Annotated in this window: 21 protein-coding genes; 19 read left to right on the forward strand and 2 right to left on the reverse strand. The window is 36.7% G+C overall.

Features of this window, described 5'->3' with window-relative positions:
* Nucleotides 1-185 precede the first annotated feature (185 nt).
* Complete coding sequence (locus tag ACSG5Z_RS13245; protein WP_087985060.1) at nucleotides 186-1,895, reverse strand: Rqc2 family fibronectin-binding protein; 1,710 nt, start codon at nucleotides 1,893-1,895, stop codon at nucleotides 186-188.
* A 105-nt stretch (nucleotides 1,896-2,000) separates the two neighbouring features.
* On the opposite strand from ACSG5Z_RS13245, the gene ACSG5Z_RS13250 reads away from it, so the two are divergent.
* From ACSG5Z_RS13250 to spoVM, 17 genes are all read left to right on the forward strand, one after another.
* A complete protein-coding gene (locus tag ACSG5Z_RS13250; RefSeq protein WP_435711520.1) occupies nucleotides 2,001-4,724 on the forward strand; it encodes a calcium-translocating P-type ATPase, SERCA-type in 2,724 nt (907 codons plus the stop codon).
* Nucleotides 4,725-4,823: 99 nt separating this feature from the next.
* Nucleotides 4,824-5,699 (forward strand): YicC/YloC family endoribonuclease, encoded by an 876-nt coding sequence (locus tag ACSG5Z_RS13255; RefSeq protein ID WP_000563111.1) that lies wholly within the window; start codon nucleotides 4,824-4,826, stop codon nucleotides 5,697-5,699.
* Nucleotides 5,700-5,766: 67 nt separating this feature from the next.
* On the forward strand, nucleotides 5,767-6,030 hold the full coding sequence (gene remA, locus ACSG5Z_RS13260) for an extracellular matrix/biofilm regulator RemA (protein ID WP_001251456.1): 264 nt from the start codon (nucleotides 5,767-5,769) through the stop codon (nucleotides 6,028-6,030).
* A gap of 13 nt (nucleotides 6,031-6,043) precedes the next feature.
* Nucleotides 6,044-6,661, forward strand: a complete 618-nt coding sequence (gmk, locus tag ACSG5Z_RS13265) for a guanylate kinase (RefSeq protein WP_001257740.1) — start codon at nucleotides 6,044-6,046, stop codon at nucleotides 6,659-6,661.
* Between the two features lie 2 nt (nucleotides 6,662-6,663).
* Nucleotides 6,664-6,876: a DNA-directed RNA polymerase subunit omega gene (rpoZ, locus tag ACSG5Z_RS13270; protein ID WP_000933965.1), complete on the forward strand. Its 213-nt coding sequence runs from the start codon at nucleotides 6,664-6,666 to the stop codon at nucleotides 6,874-6,876.
* A gap of 172 nt (nucleotides 6,877-7,048) precedes the next feature.
* Nucleotides 7,049-8,254 carry a bifunctional phosphopantothenoylcysteine decarboxylase/phosphopantothenate--cysteine ligase CoaBC gene (gene coaBC / locus ACSG5Z_RS13275; protein ID WP_435711523.1) on the forward strand — a complete coding sequence of 402 codons (1,206 nt, stop codon included), beginning with the start codon at nucleotides 7,049-7,051 and terminating at the stop codon, nucleotides 8,252-8,254.
* A complete protein-coding gene (gene priA, locus ACSG5Z_RS13280; RefSeq protein WP_435711525.1) occupies nucleotides 8,251-10,656 on the forward strand; it encodes a primosomal protein N' in 2,406 nt (801 codons plus the stop codon). Before coaBC ends, priA begins: the two co-directional genes overlap by 4 nt.
* A gap of 11 nt (nucleotides 10,657-10,667) precedes the next feature.
* Entirely contained in the window at nucleotides 10,668-11,138 is a 471-nt protein-coding gene (gene def / locus ACSG5Z_RS13285) for a peptide deformylase (RefSeq protein WP_000279468.1), read from the forward strand.
* 23 nt (nucleotides 11,139-11,161) lie between these two features.
* Nucleotides 11,162-12,106 (forward strand): methionyl-tRNA formyltransferase, encoded by a 945-nt coding sequence (fmt, locus tag ACSG5Z_RS13290; RefSeq protein WP_087985056.1) that lies wholly within the window; start codon nucleotides 11,162-11,164, stop codon nucleotides 12,104-12,106.
* On the forward strand, nucleotides 12,103-13,437 hold the full coding sequence (rsmB, locus tag ACSG5Z_RS13295; protein WP_001249653.1) for a 16S rRNA (cytosine(967)-C(5))-methyltransferase RsmB: 1,335 nt from the start codon (nucleotides 12,103-12,105) through the stop codon (nucleotides 13,435-13,437). Before fmt ends, rsmB begins: the two co-directional genes overlap by 4 nt.
* 4 nt (nucleotides 13,438-13,441) lie before the next feature.
* A complete protein-coding gene (gene rlmN, locus ACSG5Z_RS13300; protein WP_000450539.1) occupies nucleotides 13,442-14,530 on the forward strand; it encodes a dual-specificity RNA methyltransferase RlmN in 1,089 nt (362 codons plus the stop codon).
* 4 nt (nucleotides 14,531-14,534) lie between these two features.
* Nucleotides 14,535-15,287 (forward strand): Stp1/IreP family PP2C-type Ser/Thr phosphatase, encoded by a 753-nt coding sequence (locus ACSG5Z_RS13305; RefSeq protein ID WP_000648694.1) that lies wholly within the window; start codon nucleotides 14,535-14,537, stop codon nucleotides 15,285-15,287.
* Nucleotides 15,288-15,295: 8 nt separating this feature from the next.
* Nucleotides 15,296-17,269, forward strand: coding sequence for a serine/threonine protein kinase PrkC (prkC, locus tag ACSG5Z_RS13310; RefSeq protein WP_088064291.1), 1,974 nt, complete (start codon nucleotides 15,296-15,298; stop codon nucleotides 17,267-17,269).
* 268 nt (nucleotides 17,270-17,537) lie between these two features.
* Nucleotides 17,538-18,419 (forward strand): ribosome small subunit-dependent GTPase A, encoded by an 882-nt coding sequence (gene rsgA, locus ACSG5Z_RS13315; protein ID WP_001113945.1) that lies wholly within the window; start codon nucleotides 17,538-17,540, stop codon nucleotides 18,417-18,419.
* A 2-nt stretch (nucleotides 18,420-18,421) separates the two neighbouring features.
* The gene (gene rpe / locus ACSG5Z_RS13320; RefSeq protein WP_000589963.1) at nucleotides 18,422-19,066 is read left to right on the forward strand and encodes a ribulose-phosphate 3-epimerase; all 645 of its coding nucleotides are present in this window, start codon (nucleotides 18,422-18,424) and stop codon (nucleotides 19,064-19,066) included.
* A 99-nt stretch (nucleotides 19,067-19,165) separates the two neighbouring features.
* Nucleotides 19,166-19,846, forward strand: a complete 681-nt coding sequence (locus ACSG5Z_RS13325; protein ID WP_060488423.1) for a thiamine diphosphokinase — start codon at nucleotides 19,166-19,168, stop codon at nucleotides 19,844-19,846.
* Nucleotides 19,847-19,912: 66 nt separating this feature from the next.
* On the forward strand, nucleotides 19,913-19,993 hold the full coding sequence (spoVM, locus tag ACSG5Z_RS13330; protein WP_001213599.1) for a stage V sporulation protein SpoVM: 81 nt from the start codon (nucleotides 19,913-19,915) through the stop codon (nucleotides 19,991-19,993).
* Nucleotides 19,994-20,066: 73 nt separating this feature from the next.
* On the opposite strand, the gene rpmB is transcribed toward spoVM, so the two are convergent.
* Nucleotides 20,067-20,255 carry a 50S ribosomal protein L28 gene (gene rpmB / locus ACSG5Z_RS13335; RefSeq protein WP_000124776.1) on the reverse strand — a complete coding sequence of 63 codons (189 nt, stop codon included), beginning with the start codon at nucleotides 20,253-20,255 and terminating at the stop codon, nucleotides 20,067-20,069.
* Between the two features lie 375 nt (nucleotides 20,256-20,630).
* Between rpmB and ACSG5Z_RS13340 the strand changes: the two genes are divergently transcribed.
* Both ACSG5Z_RS13340 and ACSG5Z_RS13345 read left to right on the forward strand, forming a co-directional pair.
* Entirely contained in the window at nucleotides 20,631-20,993 is a 363-nt protein-coding gene (locus ACSG5Z_RS13340) for an Asp23/Gls24 family envelope stress response protein (RefSeq protein WP_000021109.1), read from the forward strand.
* A 22-nt stretch (nucleotides 20,994-21,015) separates the two neighbouring features.
* The gene (locus tag ACSG5Z_RS13345; RefSeq protein WP_000027123.1) at nucleotides 21,016-22,692 is read left to right on the forward strand and encodes a DAK2 domain-containing protein; all 1,677 of its coding nucleotides are present in this window, start codon (nucleotides 21,016-21,018) and stop codon (nucleotides 22,690-22,692) included.
* Nucleotides 22,693-22,797: the final 105 nt, after the last annotated feature.

Raw genomic sequence — 22,797 nt, forward strand, 5'->3', positions numbered from 1 at the left:
AAATATTGATTGGAGTTGCACTTTATTTACATGCTGTAAAAATTTTTATACAACTGTGAAATGACACTGTCAATTTTTTTGACAATATTGAAGGGGAGAAAGATGTTTTGAGTCATTGAATGGATATAGGAACTAAATTGAAAAAATATAAAAAATGCGTTGCTTATAAGCAACGCATTTTTTATTTACGCTTTTAATTTCATTACAGTATCAGCATCAGGTGTTACATATACGGTTTGCTGATTGTCGTACGTAACAAAACCAAGTTTTGCACCACTCGGTTTTTTGACATGGCGTATTTTAGTGAAATCTACAGGGACAGAACTAGAATCTTTTGCTTTACTGAAATAGGCAGCGATTTTAGCAGCTTCTAATACGGTTTCTTCGGTAGGTTCAAGAGAACGAATGACAACATGAGACCCAGGGATATCTTTCGTATGTAACCAAATTTCATCACGACGGGCAAACTTCGTTGTTAAATAATCATTTTGCTTGTTGTTTTTACCGACGAAAATTTCTGTTCCATCACTAGCTAAATATTTGTCCAATACCGGTTTAGTTGGTTTTTTCTTAGCATTTTTTGCTTTACGATTGCGCATATAACCTTCTTCAGCTAATTCCTCACGAATTTCTTCAATATCTTTTGAAGAAGCAGCTTCCATTTGTTGAAGTAAGCTATCAAAATAAATAATTTCTTCATTAGTTTTTTCGATTTGTTCTTCTACAACAACAACTGAATTTTTCGCTTTTTGGTACTTTTGGAAATAGCGTTGCGCATTGTCAGATGGTGTTTTTAAAGGATCTAATGTAATTTTTACAGTTCCGCCATTTTCGTCGTAATAGTTAACGACTTCAATATCTTTATCACCTTTTTTCAAAGCGTACATATTGGCTGTAAGTAGTTCTCCGAATAGTTGATATTTATCTGCTTTTCCGGCATCTTGTAATGTTTTTTCTAGTTTAATGAGTTTCTTCTCATTTTTATTTTTTTCGTTTTGCATAAAGCGCTCTAAATCATAAGCTTGTTGTTTTACACGGTCGCGCTCTGCTTTTCCGAAAAAGAAACGGTCTAGCAATTCACTAACAGATGAGAATGTCTTGTCTTCTCCTTGCAAGTGTGCAAGAGGGAAAAGATAAAAGAATTCTTTCCCATTTGAAGTAGTCATTGTTGGTGAATATGTATGAGTTAGTAATGGTTTTTGTATGGAGAAAAATGCGTCCGCTAATGCTTTTTCATTTACCATACCTGCTTTTTTCACTACTTCTTTTGCGAATAACGGCGAAATTCCCGTGAAGGTGCCGACAAGCTGTTTATCCATATTTCCAGATAGAAAGTCTAGCGGTCTAATAAATTCATCATTTGTTTCAATCTGGAGTGGGTTAATTTTATGTTGTGCTGGTGGTGCAATGTACTCCGCTCCAGCATATACAGTTCGATGTCTGTTTACCGCTAAAGAAACGTGTTTTAAGCTATCTAAAATATTGTTTGTTTTTGTGTCTACTAAAATGATGTTACTATGTCGTCCCATTATTTCAATTACTAATGTTTTTAGCGATTCGTCACCAATTTCATTTCTGCTACGAACGGTAATTTGAATAATGCGCTCTAAATCAATTTGTTCAATTTTTTCAATGAACCCACCTTCTAAATGCTTACGAAGAAGCATACAAAACATTGGCGGAAGTGCAGGTGAATCGTAATTTTGATTTGTTAAGTGTAAACGTGCATATGTCGGATGAGCGGAAAGAATTAGTTTTTGATTTTTTCCGTTTGCTCGAATATGTAATAAAATCTCGTATTTTGAAGGTTGATATATTTTGGAAATTCTTCCTGTGTAAAGAGAATTTGCAATTTCATGTGTAATTGCTCTTGTAAATAATCCATCGAATGCCATAAATGAACACTCCTTTCTAACTAAAAGTTAATTATAGCATTTTTTTGGACGAGGCTGAATAAGCTTTCAATAGAGTATGTCTGGAATCAGGAGGTCGATAGCGGGATGAACTGGTATGGAATGCGCGCACACGAAGTGGAAGAAAGAACGAATACGAATGTGAAGGTTGGGCTTACAGAGAAGGAAGCAGAAGGGCGAATAAAAAAATTTGGTACAAATGAATTAGATGAAGCCAAAAGGCCTTCTGCACTGATGGTATTTTTGGCGCAGTTTAAAGATTTTATGGTACTTGTTTTATTTGGTGCAACAATAGTTTCAGCTTTTTTAGGTGAATACATTGATTCTATTGCGATTGTTGCGATTGTTATTATCAATGGTATTCTTGGCTTTTTTCAAGAAAGAAAGGCTGAAAAGTCACTGGAAGCTTTAAAAGAGCTAGCCGCCCCGCAAGTTACTGTAATGCGGAATGGAAATTGGGTAAAAGCACCGTCTAAAGCACTTGTTTTAGGTGATATCATTAAATTTTCTAGTGGTGATCGTATTGGGGCGGATGTACGTCTTGTTGAGGCATCAAGTTTATATATCGAAGAATCAGCTTTGACAGGAGAGTCAGTACCGGTGCAGAAGAAGGTAGAAGCTCTGCAGGGGCAAGATGTTTCAATTGGTGATCAAAAAAATATGGCTTTTATGGGTACTATGATTACACGAGGAGCTGGAACAGGGGTCGTTGTAGCAACTGGTATGAATACAGCGATGGGCCAAATTGCAAATATGTTACAAAATGCAGAGCAAATGGAAACACCACTGCAAAGAAGATTAGAGCAACTCGGGAAAATATTAATTATTGTGGCTCTTGTTTTGACAGCGCTTGTCGTATTAGCCGGTGTGTATCAAGGGAATGAAGTGTATCATATGTTTTTAGCAGGCGTGTCGCTAGCTGTTGCTGCTATTCCTGAAGGATTACCAGCAATTGTTACAGTAGCTTTATCGCTTGGTGTACAGCGTATGATTAAAAAGAGAGCAATTGTAAGGAAGTTACCAGCGGTAGAAACGTTAGGATGCGCTTCTGTTATATGCTCTGATAAAACAGGAACAATGACGCAAAACAAAATGATGGTAACACATATGTGGTCAGGTGGGGAATTATGGAAAGTTACGGGTCAAGGATATGAACCTAATGGCTCTTTTTTGAAAGGTGAAAAAGAATGCGATCCAGCTAAAACAAAAGCACTGTATCAACTACTAACATTTGGTTCACTTTGTAATAACGCAAATATTATTCAAAAGAAAAAGGCGTATGTATTAGATGGAGATCCAACTGAGGGAGCACTTGTAGCTGCAGCAATGAAAGCGGGGATAACGCGTGAGGCACTGAAAGGGAAATTTGAAATTATTCGTGAATTTCCATTCGATTCAACTCGAAAAATGATGAGTGTTATTGTGCGAGATAGAGAGGGGAAAAAGTTTCTTGTTACGAAGGGAGCACCAGATGTCCTCCTGCAAATGAGTCAAACGATTTTATGGGGGGATAAGCAACAACCGTTAAGTGAGTTGTATAGAAAAGAAGTACAGGCGGCTATTCATAGTTTAGGTAGTCAAGCGCTCCGAACAATTGCAGTTGCATTTAAGCCATTAAAAGTAACAGATTCTATTGAACATGAAAGAGACGTTGAAAAAGATTTTATGTTGGTCGGGATACAGGGAATGATTGATCCGCCAAGACCAGAGGTAGAACAGGCTGTAAAAGAGTGCAGAGAAGCTGGTATTCGAACAGTGATGATTACAGGAGATCATAAAGTGACAGCAATGGCAATTGCGGAACAATTAGGGGTTTTACCACCTCGTGGACGTGTTGTTGAAGGAGTAGAACTCGCGAATATGGATGTAGAGGAACTAGAAAGTGTTGTAGAAGACACGTATGTATTTGCTCGAGTATCACCTGAACATAAATTGAAAATTGTTAAGGCGTTGCAAAATAAAGGGCATATAGTAGCGATGACAGGTGATGGAGTAAACGATGCTCCGGCTATAAAAACAGCGGATATTGGGATAGCGATGGGAATTACAGGGACAGATGTTGCGAAAGAAGCTTCTTCTCTTGTTTTGCTAGATGATAATTTTGCTACGATTAAATCAGCGATTAAAGAAGGTAGAAATATATACGAGAATATACGTAAGTTTATTCGTTATTTATTAGCATCGAACGTAGGAGAAATTTTAGTCATGTTATTTGCAATGTTACTTGCATTACCGCTGCCGATGGTTCCCATTCAAATTTTATGGGTGAACTTAGTGACTGACGGATTACCGGCGATGGCATTAGGATTGGATAAGGCGGAAGGAGACGTTATGAAGAGAACGCCGCGTCATCCGAAAGAAGGGGTATTTGCTAGAGGGCTTGCCTGGAAAATTATAAGCCGTGGCTTTCTAATTGGAGCAGTGACGTTAGTGGCGTTTATTATTGCATATAATCAACATCCAAATGAACTGAAATATGCACAAACTGTGGCGTTTGCGACGTTGGTACTTGCACAACTTATTCATGTATTTGATTGCCGGAGTGAACATTCTATCTTCCACCGTAATCCGTTTGGGAACGTGTATTTAGTAGGAGCGGTTATTATTTCTTTACTGTTAATGTTAGTGGTTATATATTACCCACCGCTACAACCGATCTTTAGTACAATGCCAATACAAGCGAGAGATTGGTTGTTAATTGGAGGTTTGTCATCAATTCCGACCTTCTTGTTAGTAGGTTCTTTATTAACAGGGAAAAAGGGGAAGAAGGAAAAGCCAGTATTATATAAGAAGGGATTAAACTTGAAATAGTCAATGATATGAAAATGTGATATAATTTACAGAAGGTAGTAGAGCCTTGTCTCTATTACCTTTTTCATTGAGTTATTTCATGGCTTGGATGTGATAAAAATGATTTGTAGTATGACAGGATTTGGAAGATCGAAAGTAGAAAATGATACTTTTCAAATTACAGTAGAAATGAAATCGGTGAACCACCGTTTCCTAGAGATGAGTATTCGACTTCCGAAGCAAATGATGATATTTGAAGAAAAAATTCGTAAAATAATTGCAGAACAAGTTCGGCGTGGACGCATTGAAGTGTCTATTAGTATAACGGGTGAAGGGCTTGTTGAAAGAAAATTAAGTGTGAATTGGTCGCTTCTTGAGCAGTACCAATCGATTATGGAAGATATAAAAGGAAAATTTCAATTACAAGATTCTATTACACTTCAGCAATTAATGGAAATGCCAGAAGTAACAGCGATTGAAGAAGTAGAAAATGTAAATGAACAATTTGAGAACGGTTTATATGAGGCTGTTCGCCAAGCTGCTCATATGTTAAAAACGATGAGAGATGGCGAAGGAGAACGATTACATAAAGATATAGCGTATCGTTTACAAGAGATTCACAATTGTGTAAATGCAATTATTCCGCATGTACCGATTGTTACACAAAAATATCGTGAACGATTAGAAAATCGCTTAAAAGAATTACATAATCAAGATCTAGATGAACAAAGATTGTTAACAGAAGTCGCAATCTTTGCAGAGCGTTGTGATATTCACGAAGAGTTAGTTCGTTTGCAAAGTCATTTAGAGCAATTTCGTGAAACACTGCAGATTGAAGAGCCTGTTGGAAGGAAAATGGATTTCATCGTGCAAGAGATGCATAGAGAAATTAATACGATTGGTTCTAAGGCAAATGACTTAACAATTTCAAAATATGTTGTAGAAATGAAAAATAACCTTGAAAAAATTCGTGAACAAGTACAAAATATTGAGTAGCTTTCAAAAAATATATAAAGTTATACGTGGTGGAGAAATCGGATAGACTTACTAGGAGGCGCAAACTATGGCCATGCGGTTTTTAAATATTGGATACGGAAATATTGTATCTGCTCATCGAATTATTGCTATTGTAAGTCCGGAGTCAGCTCCTATTAAACGAACAGTACAGGAAGCACGCGAACATAATGCTTTGCTTGATGCTACGTATGGGAGAAAAACAAGGGCGGTTATTGTTATGGATGATGGGCATGTGGTATTAAGTCCAATTCAGCCAGAGACGATTGCACATCGTTTGAATAATAAAGAAGATTTAAGTGAGGAAGGGTAGGTTTTACATATTTATGAGAAGTAGAAGAGGATTGCTCATCGTTCTTTCAGGACCTTCTGGGGTTGGTAAAGGAACGGTTCGAAAAGAGCTGTTTAGTCATGAGGATACACGTTTTCAGTACTCCATTTCAGTAACGACACGTAAGCCACGTGAAGGTGAAGTAGATGGTGTGGATTATTTCTTTAAAGAGAGAGAAGAATTTGAGGAAATGATTCGTAATGAAAAATTACTTGAGTGGGCTGAGTTTGTAGGTAATTATTACGGAACACCGATTGACTATGTTGAAAAAACATTACAAGAAGGAAAAGATGTATTCTTAGAAATTGAAGTGCAAGGAGCAATTCAAGTTAAGAAAGCTTTCCCAGAAGGTGTATTTATTTTCTTAGCACCTCCAAGTTTATCTGAACTAAAGAACCGTATTGTCGGCCGTGGTACAGAAACTGAAGATGTTATTGAAAATCGTTTAACGGTAGCGAAAGAAGAAATCGAAATGATGGACGCTTACGACTATGTTGTAGAAAACGATCAAGTTGAATTAGCTTGTGAAAGAATTAAAGCAATTGTGGTTGGTGAACATTGCCGCCGCGAAAGAGTAGCAAAATATTATAAAGAAATGACGGAGGGTCTATAATTATGTTAAATCCATCAATTGATTCATTATTAACAAAAATCGATTCTAAATATACACTTGTAACAGTAGCTGCAAAACGTGCGCGTGAAATGCAACTTGCTGATAACTGTGTTATCGAGCAACCTGTTTCTCATAAATGTGTAGGTAAATCATTAGAAGAAATCGATGCAGAAGTATTAAAATATGTACCAAGCGAAGGCAAAATCATCGATTAAGACATTCTTTTCGACAAATTAAAACATAGACTTTATAATTTTCTATGTAACGGTAACAACCTATTTACAAGTAGGTTGTTATTTTTTTACGATAGGGAAGAAATATTGGTACTGATGAGCTGGGAATTCTGTTTCAGTATTATAAGTTTGAAAAAGAAAGAGGACGAGCCATATGCTAAAAGGGAAAAAGATACTTCTATGTGTAACAGGAGGCATTGCGGTCTTTAAAGCGGCTGCGTTAACTAGTAAATTGACACAAGCTGGTGCTATTGTAAAAGTAATGATGAGTGGGTCGGCAATGAAGTTTGTTACGCCTCTTACATTTCAAGCACTTTCTCGCCATGATGTATATACAGATACATTCGATGAGAAAGACTCGGCTGTTATTGCACATATCGATTTAGCAGATTGGGCAGATGTAGTACTTGTTGCACCTGCTACTGCCAATTGTATTGGGAAGTTAGCTGGTGGTATTGCAGACGATATGATTACAACTACTTTGTTAGCTACTACAGCCCCAGTGTGGATTGCACCTGCTATGAATGTGCATATGTATGAAAACAAAATTGTACAAAAAAATATGATGACGTTGAAAACGTTAGGATATACATTTATTGAGCCTGGAGAAGGTTTTTTAGCGTGTGGTTATGTTGCGAAGGGAAGACTAGAAGAACCGGAAGCAATTATTGCACGGTTAGAAGAGGCTTTTTCCGAACAAAAACCGTTGCAAGGAAAAAAAATATTAATAACTGCTGGCCCAACTCGTGAAAAGATTGATCCAGTGCGTTTTATGACCAATTTTTCTTCTGGGAAAATGGGATATGCAATTGCGGAAGTGGCAGCGAACTTAGGTGCTGATGTCATACTTGTTTCGGGACCGACAGCATTAAACGCACCATTACATGTAAATACGGTACAAGTGGAATCTGCACAAGATATGTTAGAAGTAGTTCTGCAACAGTATCAAAACGTAGATGTTGTCATTAAAACAGCAGCAGTTGCAGATTATCGCCCGAAATATGTTCATGATAATAAAATGAAAAAGAAAAATGGAGATGCTGTAATCGAACTCGAGAGAACAGTAGATATTTTAAAAACGTTAGGTGAGATGAAGGATCAACAGTTACTTATCGGTTTTGCGGCTGAAACGACAAAGGTAGAAGAATACGCAACAAAAAAATTACGTGAGAAAAATGCGAATATGATTGTTGCGAACGATGTAAAGGCACAAGGAGCTGGATTTGGTACAGATACAAACATTGTAACAATGTATAGAAAAGATGGAGAAGTCATCGAGTTACCACTTTTAACGAAGAAAGAGGTTGCTCGTGAAATATTAAAGCAAATTGAAATGATGTTAGAAGATGATCGTCTATGAAATTTGCAAGTGTAATTGTTGATGTACCTGCACGTCAGACAGATCGACCATTTGATTATATTATCCCTAAAAAGTGGGAAGATATTGTCCAGACAGGCATGCGTGTAGTAGTTCCATTTGGCCCAAGGAAATTGCAAGGTTTTATTATTGGGATCAAAGATTCGGCTGAAGTAGAAAGTAAGAAGCTAAAGACAATCCATGAAATATTAGATGTAACACCAGTTTTAAACGAGGAATTATTAAAGCTTGGATATTGGCTTACAAGCGAAACGTTATGTTATATGATTTCAGCCTTTCAAGTCATGCTTCCAACGGCGATAAAAGCTACGTATAAAAAGCGTCTACAACTTCGTAAACAAGAAGTAGTAGCACCTGAACTACTGTTTTTATTTCAGGACAAAGAAGCGATAGATTGGGAAGCTATTGAGACGCAGCCGCATCTATACCGCACGATTCAACAAGAAATTAAAAATGGCACGATTGAAGTTGTTTATCAGGTAAAAGATAAAGTGCAAAAGAAGAAACAAAGAGTCGTTCAACCGGAGTTGTCAGAAGATAAATTGGAATTAGCAGCATTTGAACTGAAAAGTAAAAAACAACAAGATGTACTCTATTATTTTGTGGAAAATTATAAAAGTGTGCCGTTGAAAGTGATAACAGAAGAGTTGCAAATAACAGACGCTCCGATTAAAGCACTTGTTAAAAAGGGGCTAATTTCAGAAAAGTATGTGGAAGTGTACCGAAATCCGTATGACGATGATGATTTTGAACAAACGAAACCATTCCCACTTACGGAGGAACAAAAGCAAGTTATTGCACCGATTTTATCATCAATTACAAATGAAACTTACAATCCATTTTTACTATATGGTGTTACAGGAAGCGGAAAAACAGAAGTATATTTACAATCTATAGCAGCGGTGCTCGCGAAAGGGAAAGAAGCTATTGTACTTGTTCCTGAAATTGCACTAACGCCTCAAATGGTAGATCGTTTTAAAGGCAGATTTGGCTCGCAAGTTGCGGTTCTTCATAGTGCGCTGTCTGTTGGAGAAAAATATGATGAATGGCGTAAGATTTTAAGAAAAGAAGTGAAAGTTGTAGTTGGTGCACGTTCAGCTGTATTTGCTCCTTTTGAAAATTTAGGGATTATTATTATTGATGAGGAGCATGAATCGAGCTATAAGCAAGAAGATAATCCGAGGTATCATGCAAGGGATATAGCTGTCTGGAGGGGGCAATATCATAAATGTCCTATCGTTCTTGGTAGTGCAACACCGACACTTGAATCGTTTGCAAGAGCGAAAAAAGGTGTGTATGAATTACTAACGATGGAAAAACGTATGAATAAACAAGCGTTACCAACAGTAGAGATTGTTGATATGCGTGAGGAACTTCGTGACGGGAATCGTTCCATGTTTTCGAAGGCATTGCATGAAAAAATAGCAGATCGATTAGAAAAGAAAGAACAGATGGTGCTCTTTTTAAATAGAAGAGGTCATTCTACATTTGTTATGTGCCGTGATTGCGGGTATGTTGTACAATGTCCGCATTGTGATATCTCGCTGACATATCATAAAATGAACCATCGTTTAAAATGTCATTACTGCAGTCACGAAGAGAATATGCCGACTGAGTGTCCTGCTTGTCAAAGTACATATATTCGTTTCTTTGGTACAGGTACACAAAAGGTAGAAGAAGAAATTACAAAACTATTTCCAGAGGCACGAGTCATTCGAATGGATGTAGATACGACAAGTCGCAAAGGAATGCATGAAAAATTATTAAAGGCGTTCGGGGAAGAAAAAGCAGATATACTACTTGGAACACAAATGATTGCGAAAGGATTAGATTTTCCTAAAGTAACGCTTGTCGGGGTTTTAACTGCAGATACGATGCTTCACTTGCCTGATTTTCGAGCGAGTGAAAAGACGTATCAGTTATTGACGCAAGTAAGTGGACGAGCAGGCAGACATGAATTGCCAGGGGAAGTTATAATTCAAACGTATACGCCAGAACATTATAGTATAGAGTTAGCAAAGAACCAACAATATGATGTGTTTTTTGACCAAGAAATGCAAATGAGACGAACAAGACAATATCCACCTTATTACTATGTTGTACTTGTAACAGTATCTCATCCAGAATTATTAAAGGCGGTGCAAGTGACGGAAAAAATTGTCGGTCATTTACGGGCGCACTGCACAGAACAAACGATGGTGTTAGGACCGGTTGCTTCAGCAATTCCAAGGATAAAAGATAGATATCGTTATCAATGCATGATAAAATACAAACGGGAACCAAACTTAAAGAACGTGCTCAAAATGGTAAATGAACATTATCAAGCAGAAATGCAAAAAGAGCTACAAATCTCAATTGATTTTAATCCAACAATGTTAATGTAGCGGAGGGAAATATGGCAGTTTTAGAAATAGTAAAGCATCCAAATGAAGTGTTAGAAACACCATGTGAAAGAGTAATTAACTTTGATAAAAAGTTAGTGAAATTGTTGAAAGATATGCATGAAACAATGTTAATTGCGGACGGAGTCGGTTTAGCTGCGCCTCAAGTAGGTGTAAGCTTGCAAGTTGCGGTAGTTGATATCGGTGATGATACGGGAAAAATCGAGTTAATCAATCCATCGATACTAGAAAAACGTGGTGAACAAGTAGGTCCCGAAGGCTGTCTAAGCTTCCCGGGACTTTATGGTGAAGTGGAACGTGCGGATTATATTAAAGTACGTGCTCAAAATCGCCGAGGTAAAGTATTTTTACTAGAAGCAGAAGGATTTTTAGCACGTGCAATTCAACATGAAATCGATCATTTACACGGTGTGTTATTTACATCGAAAGTGACAAGATATTATGAGGAAAACGAATTAGAATAGGTATTAAAAGGAGCGGTTTTTGAATGATAAAAGTAGTATTTATGGGAACACCGGACTTTTCAGTGCCGGTGCTTCGTCGTCTTATCGAAGATGGCTATGATGTAATAGGTGTTGTGACGCAGCCTGATCGTCCGGTAGGTAGAAAAAAAGTATTAACACCTACACCTGTTAAAGTTGAAGCAGAAAAACATGGTATTCCGGTGTTACAACCGTTAAGAATTCGTGAAAAAGACGAATATGAACAAGTCTTGGCATTAGAGCCAGATTTAATTGTAACAGCTGCTTTCGGTCAGATTGTACCAAATGAAATTTTAGTAGCACCGAAGTATGGATGTATTAACGTCCACGCGTCTTTACTACCTGAACTTCGTGGTGGTGCACCAATCCATTATGCAATTATGGAAGGTAAAGAAAAAACGGGTATTACAATTATGTATATGGTAGAGAAATTGGATGCTGGTGATATCTTAACGCAAGTAGAAGTTGAGATTGAAGAGCGTGAAACGACAGGCTCTTTATTCGATAAGTTAAGTGAAGCAGGGGCACACCTTCTATCTAAAACAGTACCTTTATTAATTCAAGGTAAGTTAGAACCAATTAAACAAAACGAAGAAGAAGTAACGTTTGCATATAATATAAAACGTGAGCAAGAGAAAATTGATTGGACAAAAACAGGTGAAGAAGTATACAATCACATTCGCGGATTGAATCCATGGCCAGTCGCTTATACGACTTTGGCAGGACAAGTTATTAAAGTATGGTGGGGAGAGAAGGTCTCTATTACAGAGAAAGCTGAACCAGGTACAATAGTAGCTCTTGAAGAAGATGGATTTGTTGTTGCAACAGGGAATGAGACAGGTGTTAAAATCACTGAATTGCAACCTTCTGGTAAAAAACGTATGAGTTGTTCGCAATTTTTACGTGGCACAAAACCTGAAATTGGAACGAAGTTAGGAGAAAATGCATGAGACAAAATGTTCGTGAGTTAGCTCTTGATGGCTTAATTCAAGTAGAAAAAAGTGGTGCATACAGTAACTTACTTTTAAATAATCTAATTGAAAAAAATGCAATTGATAGAAAAGATATTGGTTTGTTAACTGAAATTGTATATGGAACGATTCAACGTCGTGACACATTAGATTATTATTTACAGCCTTTTTTAAAAAAGAAGGTTGAGGCGTGGGTAAGAGTATTACTTCGCTTATCTTTATATCAAATGATTTATTTAGACCGAGTGCCAGAAAGAGCGGCTATTCATGAAGCAGTTGAAATTGCAAAGCGTCGCGGGCATAAAGGGATTGCTGGTATGGTAAACGGGGTATTACGTTCGATTCAGAGAGAAGGGGTACCTTCTGTAGATGAAATCAAGGATCCAATAGAACGTTTGGCAATTGCAACAAGTCATCCAATGTGGCTTGTGCAAGACTGGGCTTCTGAATATGGTTTAGAGACAGCAGAGAAAATGTGTGAAGTGAACATGTTACCCCCGGTACCAACAGCGCGTGTAAATGTTGATAAAATAACAGTAGAAGAAGCAATAGAGTTGTTGGCTGGTGAAGGTATAGAAGCGAAGCGCGGCGATTTATCAGAGGATGCAATTCAAATTGAAAGAGGGAATGTAGCGCATACAGATGCGTTCAAAAAAGGTTTTCTTTCTATTCAAGATGAAAGTTCTATGCTTGTAGCACGCGCTTTAGAACCGAATGAGGGAGATGAAGTTCTTGATAGTTGTGCTGCTCCGGGCGGAAAGACAACGCACATTGCAGAGCGATTAAAAGGAACAGGTCAAGTTATGTCTCTTGATTTACATGCACACAAAGTACGTTTAATTAAACAACAAGCGGAGAGACTTGGTCTAGAAAATGTCGAAACAAAAGCACTAGATGCTAGAAAAGTGCAAGAACACTTTGCGAATGAAACATTTGATAAAATATTAGTAGATGCACCATGTTCTGGATTTGGTGTGATTAGACGTAAACCTGATATTAAGTTAGGTAAAAATAAAGGCGATAGTGAAAGATTATCGACGATTCAACTTGCAATACTAGAAAAAATAGCACCGTTATTAAAACAAGGTGGTCGCCTTGTTTATAGTACGTGCACAATAGAAAAAATAGAAAATGAACAAGTAATAAAGCAATTTTTACAAGAGCATCCTGAATTTGAATGGGATACTACGATAAAAGATCGCATGCCAGAAAAGTTAAATCCGTATATTGATGAAGGTCAAGTGCGAATTTTACCGCATTATTTTGCAACAGATGGCTTTTATATTGCTTGTTTAAGGAAGAAGGTGTAGCATCGTGGAAACGACTGTGAGAAAACAAAAGAAAAATCTAGAAACGAAGAAACCATCAATTTATTCTTTACAACTTCATGAAATGCAAGATTGGTTAAAGGAACAAGGAGAACCTAAATTCCGTGCAGGACAAATCTTTGATTGGCTATATAAAAAACGTGTAAAAAATTATGACGACATGTCGAATCTTTCTAAAGGATTACGCGATAAATTGTCGAATTCCTTTGATATTACTACTTTAAATACATTAGTAAAACAAACATCTTCTGATGGAACAATTAAATTTTTATTCCAACTATATGATGGTTATTCTATTGAAACAGTGTTAATGCGACACGAATATGGAAATTCTATTTGTGTAACAACACAGGTTGGATGCCGTATTGGTTGTACGTTCTGTGCATCTACACTTGGTGGGTTAAAACGAAACTTAGAGGCTGGAGAGATTGTAGCGCAAGTAGTAGAAGTGCAACGTGCACTTGATGAAACAGAAGAACGTGTAAGTTCGCTTGTTGTTATGGGAATTGGAGAGCCGTTTGATAATTACGACAACTTAATGTCATTCTTACGCATTGTAAACCATGAAAAAGGAATTCATATTGGTGCAAGACATATGACAGTTTCAACAAGTGGAATTGTTCCAAAAATTTATAAGTTCGCTGAAGAAGATATGCAAATTAATTTTGCGATTTCATTGCATTCTGCAAATACAGAGTTACGTTCAAAATTAATGCCGATTAACCGTGCTTATAAGCTACCAGACTTAATGGAAGCTGTTAAATACTATGTAAATAGAACAGGGCGTCGTATTACGTTTGAATATGGCTTATTTGGAGGAGAAAATGACCAAGTTGAGCAAGCTGAAGAACTTGCTGCGCTTTTAAAAGGTGTAAAATGTCATGTAAACTTAATTCCGGTAAACTACGTACCTGAACGTGATTATGTACGTACGCCACGTGAACAAATTTTCTTATTTGAAAAAACGTTAAAAGATCGTGGAGTGAATGTAACAATTCGCCGTGAACAAGGTCATGATATTGATGCAGCCTGCGGTCAGTTACGTGCGAAGGAGCGTAAAGAAGAGACGAGGTGACGAGATGAAAGCCGTGTTTCTATCAGATAAAGGAAAAGTTCGTCAACATAATGAAGATAGTGCGGGAGTTTTTCACAATTTAGATGGAAATATTTTAGCGGTAGTAGCAGATGGAATGGGAGGTCATCGAGCTGGTGATGTAGCTAGCTCGATGACCATTCAATTATTCCATGATTATTGGAAGCAAACGCATAATATGAATGAACCAAAAAAAGTAGAAGAGTGGTTACATACGAGTGTTGGGATTATTAATGAGCGTATATATGAGTACTCTAAGCAACATGTAGAATGTAATGGTATGGGAACAACACTTATAATAGCGATTTGTACGCCAAACTTTGTGACAATAGGTCATATAGGAGATAGTCGTTGTTATATGGTATCAGAGGGAGAAATCTCGCTTGTAACGGAAGATCACTCACTTGTAAATGAACTTGTAAGACATGGTGAAATTTCAAAAGAAGACGCAGAATATCACCCGAAAAAGAATGTTTTGTTAAGGGCATTAGGAACAGAAGAAAAAGTCGGATTAGATGTTAAAACATTGGTGCTTGAGGAAGATGATCAGTTACTTCTTTGCTCGGATGGGCTATCTAACAAAGTTTCTATTGCTGATATGCAACAAATTTTACAGTTAAATGAACAGCTTGAAACTAAGGGACAACGTCTCATTCAATTGGCGAATGATCGTGGCGGGGAAGATAATATCACCCTTGTTCTTATTGATTATGCGGGTTCGACAAACGAAAGTAGGTGAAGTGCAACGTGCTGATTGGAAAACGCTTAAATGACCGTTATAAGCTGCTGAAAATGATTGGTGGTGGTGGAATGGCCAATGTGTATTTAGCTCATGATGATATACTTGGCCGAGATGTAGCGGTAAAAATATTAAGACTCGACTATTCAAATAATGAAGAGTTTATTAAACGTTTCCATCGAGAAGCGCAGTCTGTTACAACGTTGTCGCATCCAAATATTGTGAATATGTATGATGTCGGAGAAGAAGATGGTATATATTATCTTGTAATGGAGTATGTACCAGGACAAACATTGAAGCAATACATAATTGAGCGAGGGATGTTACCTATAGGAGAAGCTCTTGATATTATGGAGCAGTTAACATCCGCCATGGCACACGCCCATCATTTTGAAATTGTGCACCGTGATATTAAACCGCACAATATTTTAATTCGAGCTGATGGAGTAATAAAAGTAACAGATTTTGGAATTGCGACAGCTACAAGTGCAACAACAATTACACATACAAATTCGGTACTCGGTTCGGTGCATTACTTATCACCAGAACAAGCACGCGGCGGGATAGCAAATAAACAATCAGATATTTATTCCCTAGGAATCGTTATGTTTGAGTTGTTAACAGGAAGACAACCGTTTTCTGGCGAATCTGCTGTTGCTATAGCTTTAAAACATTTACAAAGTGAAATTCCGTCTCCAAAGAGATGGAATGAAAATATTCCGCAAAGTGTCGAAAATATTATATTAAAGGCAACTGCGAAAGATCCGTTTCACCGATATCAATCTGCCAATGCGATGAAACGAGATATTGAAACTGCGCTATATCCAGAGAGGATAAATGAGCAGCCATTTTACATACCGGAAGATATGGAAGCGACAAAAGCGATTCCGATTATTCAACAAGAACAATTATTCGAAAATGTAACTGATGAAACAATTGTTTTAAAAGGAAGTAAAGTGGATGAACAGAAAAGAAAAGAAGAAACGGAATTATATAAGAAGAAAAAACGAAGTAATAAATGGATTAAAGTTTTAATTACGACATTTTTACTTTTAGCAATTGGAATAACGTTAGCGCTTACTGTTATTCCGGGATTCTTTATTCCAAAAGATGTAAAAGTCCCTGATGTGGCTGGTATGAAGTATACGACAGCAGTAAATACATTAGTTGAAAAGGGTTTTGAGGTTACGGAACCTAATATTGTATATACAGATGATGTTGAAACCGGTGATGTGATAAAAACAGACCCTGTGGCAGGTAGAGTCGTGAAAGAAAACTCTAAAATTACTATCTATCAATCAGGTGGAAAAAAGAAAAGTAAGATGAGTGATCTCACAGGAAAAGATTTTGAGAGTATAAGGAATGAATTAGAAGAAAAATATAAGCAAGTTACAATAAATTATATTGAAAATGATAGGCCAAAAGGTGAAATCGTAGAGCAAATTCCGACGCCTGATCAAATGGTAGTAGAGGCGGAACAAGAACTGAAAATTTGGGTAAGTAAAGGTCCTTATCAAATTAGACCAGGTGATTTTTCAGGATGGACTGAAAATAGCGTAAATGGTTATTTGAATGAGAGAAAACTAACTCCAGATATAAAACGAGAGTATTCCGATACTGTTGATAAAGGACTTGTAATTTCGCAATCTCCAAAACCAGGAACGCCGTTAAAAGAAGGAGATAAAGTGACGATTATCATCTCAGAGGGGCCTAAGCCGAAAGTAACGAAAACAGTGAAAGTGGATAATATTTCTATTCCGTATGAGTCTTCTATAATTGGTGAGAAAAAACCGCAAACAATAGAAATTTATAAAGAAGATATGCAACAAAAAATGGATAGACCAATTGAAACTAGAACAATTTCAGAGTCGGCAACTATTTCTTTAGAATTTGTAATTCAAGAAGGTACAAAAGGACACTATAAAATTGTACGAGATGGTGTAACAATTATCGACAAAGAAGTACCATACCCAACTCAATAATAATGACTTCCATTTTCTTTCTAGAGGGGATGGAATGTATTACTCTTGCCTGTTATGCTGTCTACATATAGTGGACTGTATAACAGGCAAAAATATATGATTCAAAAAGCTATAAAAGTGATACTGTTATAAATAATATTTTAAATTTGATGGTAGATTAAATATATTAACTTGTATATATGACGGGTTTTGAAATAAGTATTTAAAGAATTTTAAACCATTTAATATTAATGACAGCTTCACTTTATACAAAATAAAGGAGAATTATATGCCAGAAGGAAAAATTGTAAAAGCTCTAAGTGGATTTTATTATGTGCAGCATGAAGAAGGGATTACACAATGCCGTGGGCGTGGTGTGTTCAGAAAAAATAAAATTACGCCACTGGTAGGAGACCAAGTTGTCTTTCAAGCAGATAATCCAACTGAAGGATATGTGCTTGAAGTATTTGATCGGAAAAATGAACTTGTTAGGCCTCCTATTGCTAATGTTGATCAAGCGATTCTCGTTTTCTCTGCAGTAGAACCAGATTTTAATCCTGGACTATTAGATCGATTTTTAGTGCTGATTGAATATCATAACATTAAGCCGATTATTTGCATTAGTAAGATGGATTTAGTGGATGAAAAAATGAGAGAGACTGTTGAATCTTATGCAAATGACTATCGTGAGATGGGATATGATGTATTATTTACTTCTATAAATACATCGGAAAGTATTGATATTTTAAAACCATTCTTAGAAGGGTGTATTTCTGTCGTTGCAGGGCAATCTGGTGTTGGGAAATCTTCTATGCTTAACGTTTTACGTCCAGAGTTAGAACTGAAAACGAATGATATTTCCTCGCATTTAGGACGCGGGAAACATACGACAAGACACGTGGAATTAATTGCGGTTGGAAGCGGACTAGTTGCAGATACACCTGGTTTTAGTTCACTGGATTTCATAGATATAGAGGTAGAAGATCTTACATATTGTTTTCCAGAGTTGAAAGAAGCGAGCCAATACTGTAAATTTAGAGGGTGTACACATCTTTCTGAACCGAAATGTGCTGTGAAGACAGCAGTTGAAGAAGGGAAGATTACAGAATATCGTTATAAAAATTACAAACAATTCGTAGAAGAAATTAGAGAGAGAAAGCCGAGGTATTAGTTATGATTAAAATTGCACCATCGATCTTATCAGCAGATTTTTCAAAATTAGGGGAAGAGATTAAAGATGTAGAAAAAGGTGGAGCGGATTACATTCACGTCGATGTAATGGATGGACATTTCGTACCAAATATTACGATTGGACCATTAATTGTAGAAGCTATCCGTCCAATTACATCTTTACCATTAGATGTACATTTAATGATTGAAAATCCTGATAACTATATCCCGACTTTCGCAAAAGCGGGAGCAGATATTATTACTGTTCATGTAGAGGCGTGCCCTCATTTGCATCGTACAATTCAGCTAATTAAGTCTCATGGCATTAAAGCGGGAGTTGTATTAAATCCGCATACGCCAGTTTCGACGATTGAGCATGTATTAGAAGATATCGATATGGTATTGCTTATGACAGTAAACCCTGGATTTGGTGGACAGAAATTTATCCATTCTGTATTACCGAAAATTAAACAAGTGGCAGAAATGGTTAAAGAGCGCAATCTAGAAGTAGAAATTGAAGTTGATGGTGGTGTAAACACTGAAACAGCACGACTTTGTGTTGAAGCAGGAGCAAATGTACTTGTAGCTGGATCAGCAGTATACAATCAAAAAGACCGTGGTGAAGCAATTCGTGTCATTCGTGGATAATGAATGAACGAGTCTTTATCCTAGTGAAACTGCTAGTGTAGTAAGTTTTCACTATTTATAAAGGATAGAGAAAAAATATGTAAAAAGGCAATCTACCGAATGGCAGATTGCCTTTTTACAATAGAAGGGGAAGGAAACATGATTATTCATATTTTAGCGGGTGGACCTGCGGAATATTGTGCAGATTTTTCTAGATATGAAAATGAGAAAGTAGTGTGGGCGGCAGTTGATAGAGGAGTATATCGTCTATTAAAAGGAGGGATTACTCCAGCTGTTGCATTTGGAGATTACGATTCAGTTACTGAAGAGGAATTAGTATGGATGGGCCAGCAAACAAATGACTTACATATTGTTCCTCGTGAAAAAGATCAAACAGATTTAGAAATTGCGATTAACTGGGCGTTAGAACAAAATCCGACATTGATTCGTATTTTTGGTGCCACCGGTGGAAGGCTGGATCACGGTTTAGCAAATATACAGATGCTTTTAAGAGGGTTAGAAGTAGGGATAGAAATGTGTATTGTAGACAATAAAAATGAAATAAGCGTGAAAAAAGTGGGTACACATATAATTGAAGAAAATAAAAATTTCCCTTATGTATCTTTTGTGCCGGTTACTGAAATAGTAGAAGGGATTACATTACTTGGTTTTAAGTATCCTCTAACTAATAAAACAATAGAATGGGGATCAACACTTTGTATTAGTAATGAACTCGTTGAGGAAAAAGGTACTTTTTCATTTACTTCTGGCATATTAATGGTGATAAGAAGCACTGATTAAAGAAACAATTTTGCTCCTTACATCATATAGTGAACAAGTGGAGTAATGGGGATTAGGAGGGAAACCATGAGATTTTATACAATTAAGTTACCTAAATTTCTTGGTGGAATTGTTCGTGCCATGTTAAATACCTTCAAAAAAGATTAAAAAAAGCACCTATTACCGGTGCTTTTTCCATTGTCATAGTAAAAAAAGAGCCTAGCGGCTCTTTTTTTTATTATTAAACACGTTCGATTTTGCCAGATTTTAATGCTCTAGCAGAAACGTAAACACGTTGAACTTTTCCGTCGATGCGTACGCGAACTTTTTGAAGGTTAGCGCCCCATTTACGTTTTGTAGCGTTCATTGCGTGAGAACGAGAGTTACCAGAACGAGCTTTTCTTCCAGTGATAGCACAAACACGAGCCATTTATATTTCCCTCCCTTGATACCTTACCATACGTAATTTTTCAATGTTAGTCTTTTTTGCGATGCTAAAAACACTACTATAATTTAACACAACTAAAAAGAGAATGCAACACCGTAGAAAAAAGAAATCAAGAAAAATTACTTGACACCATATGTCGATGATGAAAAGTTGAAATCAAGAAAAATTGCTTGACATATTATAGTGGTACATGTTGTATAATAACAATGGACTATTTTGCTCATCATAACAAATGTGATTTAAAACATAAAATATGAGAGTGAAAAGAAAGAACGATGGAATTTTCTTTAAAAAGATTATATGATAGTAACTAAAGTAGTCTAGCTCACTTTCACCATTTATGAAGGGGGAAACGAGATGTCAATTGAAATTAAAACGAAGTATGGTCAAATTGATATTAGTACAGATGTAATTGCAACAATTGCTGGAGGTGCCGCAGTAGATTGCTACGGTATCGTAGGTATGGCATCAAAAAATCAGTTAAAAGATGGTTTAACAGACATTTTACGAAAAGAAAACTTCACTAGAGGTGTTATTGTTCGTAAAGATGAAGATGAAGTACATATTGATATGTATATTATTGTGAGCTATGGTACGAAAATTTCAGAAGTAGCACATAACGTGCAGACGAAAGTGAAATATACATTAGATCAAACTGTAGGACTAGCAGTAGATTCTGTAAACATCTACGTACAAGGAGTTAAAGTAATAAACTTGTAATGTGCATTAAGGAGGAAAATCTGTGTCAATTCAAAAAATTGATGGGAAACGTTTATCACAAATGATCATGCAAGGAGCGAATAATTTAACAAATAATGTTCAGCTTGTTGATGCATTAAACGTATTTCCGGTTCCAGATGGCGATACCGGTACAAACATGAACTTATCAATGACTTCAGGCGCACGTGAAGTGAAAGCAAATCCTTCACAGCATGCTGGTAAAGTCGGTGTAAGTTTAGCCAAAGGATTATTAATGGGAGCACGTGGTAACTCTGGAGTTATTTTATCTCAGTTGTTCCGTGGTTTCTCTAAATCCATTGAACAAAAAGAAGAATTAACAACAGTTGATTTTGCTGCAGCTTTAGATGCTGGGGTAGAAGCGGCTTACAAAGCGGTTATGAAACCGATTGAAGGAACGATTTTAACGGTTGCAAGAGAAACGGGTAAATATGCAGTGACAGTTGCGAAAAAACAGCGCGACTTTGTTTTGTTTATGGAAGACGTTGTGAAAGAAGCGAATGCATCGTTAAATCGTACGCCGGATTTATTACCTGTATTAAAACAAGTTGGCGTTGTAGATAGCGGTGGTAAAGGTCTTGTTGTTGTATACGAAGGATTTTTAGCTGACTTAAAAGGAGAAACGATTTCTTCTAATGTGTCTGCCCAACCATCTATGAATGACATGGTACGCGCAGAACATCACCGTAGTGTACAAAGCCAATTGAGTACAGAAGATATTAAGTATGGATATTGTACGGAATTCATGGTGAAATTAGAGCCTGAAAAAATGAAAGAACATAATTTCTCTGAACAAAAATTCCGTGAAGATATTAGTGTGTACGGAGATTCACTACTTGTTGTATCAGATGATGAGGTTGTTAAGGTTCATATTCATGCGGAACATCCTGGAGATCCTATGAATTATGGACAACGCTATGGTAGTTTAATTAAGATTAAAGTAGAAAATATGCGTGAACAGCATACTGCTTTATTAGATGAGCCTACTATGATGCCTGAGCCAACTAGCCAGTCTAAAGAGAAACAACCGTACGGTATCGTAACTGTTGCTATGGGATCTGGTATCAAAACTTTATTTGAGAGCATTGGCGCGACGAAAGTTATCGAAGGTGGCCAAACGATGAATCCAAGTACGGAGGATATTGTGAAGGCGATTGAAGAAGCGAATGCTGAAAAAATCATTATTTTACCGAACAACGGAAATATCGTGATGGCAGCAGAACAAGCAGCGTCAGTTGTGGATCAAGAAGTGATTGTAATTCGTTCAAAAACAGTTCCTCAAGGTATGGCTGCAATGTTAGCATTTAATCCAGTTGGAACGTTAGAAGAGAACGAAGAAAACATGAAAGAAGCTTTATCTCATGTGAAAACCGGTCAAATTACGTATGCTGTACGTGATACGGAAATTGATGGTGTAGCGATTCAAAAAGATGATTTCATGTGTATTGCAGATGGAAAAATTGTATCAACAAATGCTGCAAAAGTAGGAGCTGCAAAGCAATTACTAGAAGCACTTATTGATGAAGATTCTGAAATTGTAACGATTCTACAAGGTGAAGATGCAACTGACGAAGAAGTAGCTGAGTTAGTTGCATTTGTAGAAGAGAATTTTGAAGATGCAGAAGTAGAAGTACATGCTGGAAACCAACCGGTGTATTCGTTCATCTTCTCTGTAGAATAAGAAAAAATTCGTTTTGAAAATAAATGGATTACTTACTTGCTAATGGATAAGAAGTAGTAATATGAAGTTTATTACTAGTTTTTATTCAAAAGGCTAGCATATTGA

The sequence above is a fragment of the Bacillus pretiosus genome, assembly GCF_051294775.1.
Taxonomy (GTDB): domain Bacteria; phylum Bacillota; class Bacilli; order Bacillales; family Bacillaceae_G; genus Bacillus_A; species Bacillus_A wiedmannii.

Bases quoted from the DNA above. Each gene is read 5' to 3' on its own strand.
- rpe (WP_000589963.1), top strand. From the start codon at position 18,422: ATGATTAAAATTGCACCATCGATCTTATCAGCAGATTTTTCAAAATTA.
- ACSG5Z_RS13340 (WP_000021109.1), top strand. From the start codon at position 20,631: ATGTCAATTGAAATTAAAACGAAGTATGGTCAAATTGATATTAGTACA.
- ACSG5Z_RS13305 (WP_000648694.1), top strand. From the start codon at position 14,535: ATGAAAGCCGTGTTTCTATCAGATAAAGGAAAAGTTCGTCAACATAAT.
- rsmB (WP_001249653.1), top strand. From the start codon at position 12,103: ATGAGACAAAATGTTCGTGAGTTAGCTCTTGATGGCTTAATTCAAGTA.
- rpoZ (WP_000933965.1), top strand. From the start codon at position 6,664: ATGTTAAATCCATCAATTGATTCATTATTAACAAAAATCGATTCTAAA.
- rpmB (WP_000124776.1), bottom strand. From the start codon at position 20,255: ATGGCTCGTGTTTGTGCTATCACTGGAAGAAAAGCTCGTTCTGGTAAC.
- ACSG5Z_RS13250 (WP_435711520.1), top strand. From the start codon at position 2,001: ATGAACTGGTATGGAATGCGCGCACACGAAGTGGAAGAAAGAACGAAT.
- rsgA (WP_001113945.1), top strand. From the start codon at position 17,538: ATGCCAGAAGGAAAAATTGTAAAAGCTCTAAGTGGATTTTATTATGTG.
- remA (WP_001251456.1), top strand. From the start codon at position 5,767: ATGGCCATGCGGTTTTTAAATATTGGATACGGAAATATTGTATCTGCT.
- fmt (WP_087985056.1), top strand. From the start codon at position 11,162: ATGATAAAAGTAGTATTTATGGGAACACCGGACTTTTCAGTGCCGGTG.
- gmk (WP_001257740.1), top strand. From the start codon at position 6,044: ATGAGAAGTAGAAGAGGATTGCTCATCGTTCTTTCAGGACCTTCTGGG.
- ACSG5Z_RS13255 (WP_000563111.1), top strand. From the start codon at position 4,824: ATGATTTGTAGTATGACAGGATTTGGAAGATCGAAAGTAGAAAATGAT.
- priA (WP_435711525.1), top strand. From the start codon at position 8,251: ATGAAATTTGCAAGTGTAATTGTTGATGTACCTGCACGTCAGACAGAT.
- coaBC (WP_435711523.1), top strand. From the start codon at position 7,049: ATGCTAAAAGGGAAAAAGATACTTCTATGTGTAACAGGAGGCATTGCG.
- def (WP_000279468.1), top strand. From the start codon at position 10,668: ATGGCAGTTTTAGAAATAGTAAAGCATCCAAATGAAGTGTTAGAAACA.
- spoVM (WP_001213599.1), top strand. From the start codon at position 19,913: ATGAGATTTTATACAATTAAGTTACCTAAATTTCTTGGTGGAATTGTT.
- ACSG5Z_RS13245 (WP_087985060.1), bottom strand. From the start codon at position 1,895: ATGGCATTCGATGGATTATTTACAAGAGCAATTACACATGAAATTGCA.
- ACSG5Z_RS13325 (WP_060488423.1), top strand. From the start codon at position 19,166: ATGGCAGATTGCCTTTTTACAATAGAAGGGGAAGGAAACATGATTATT.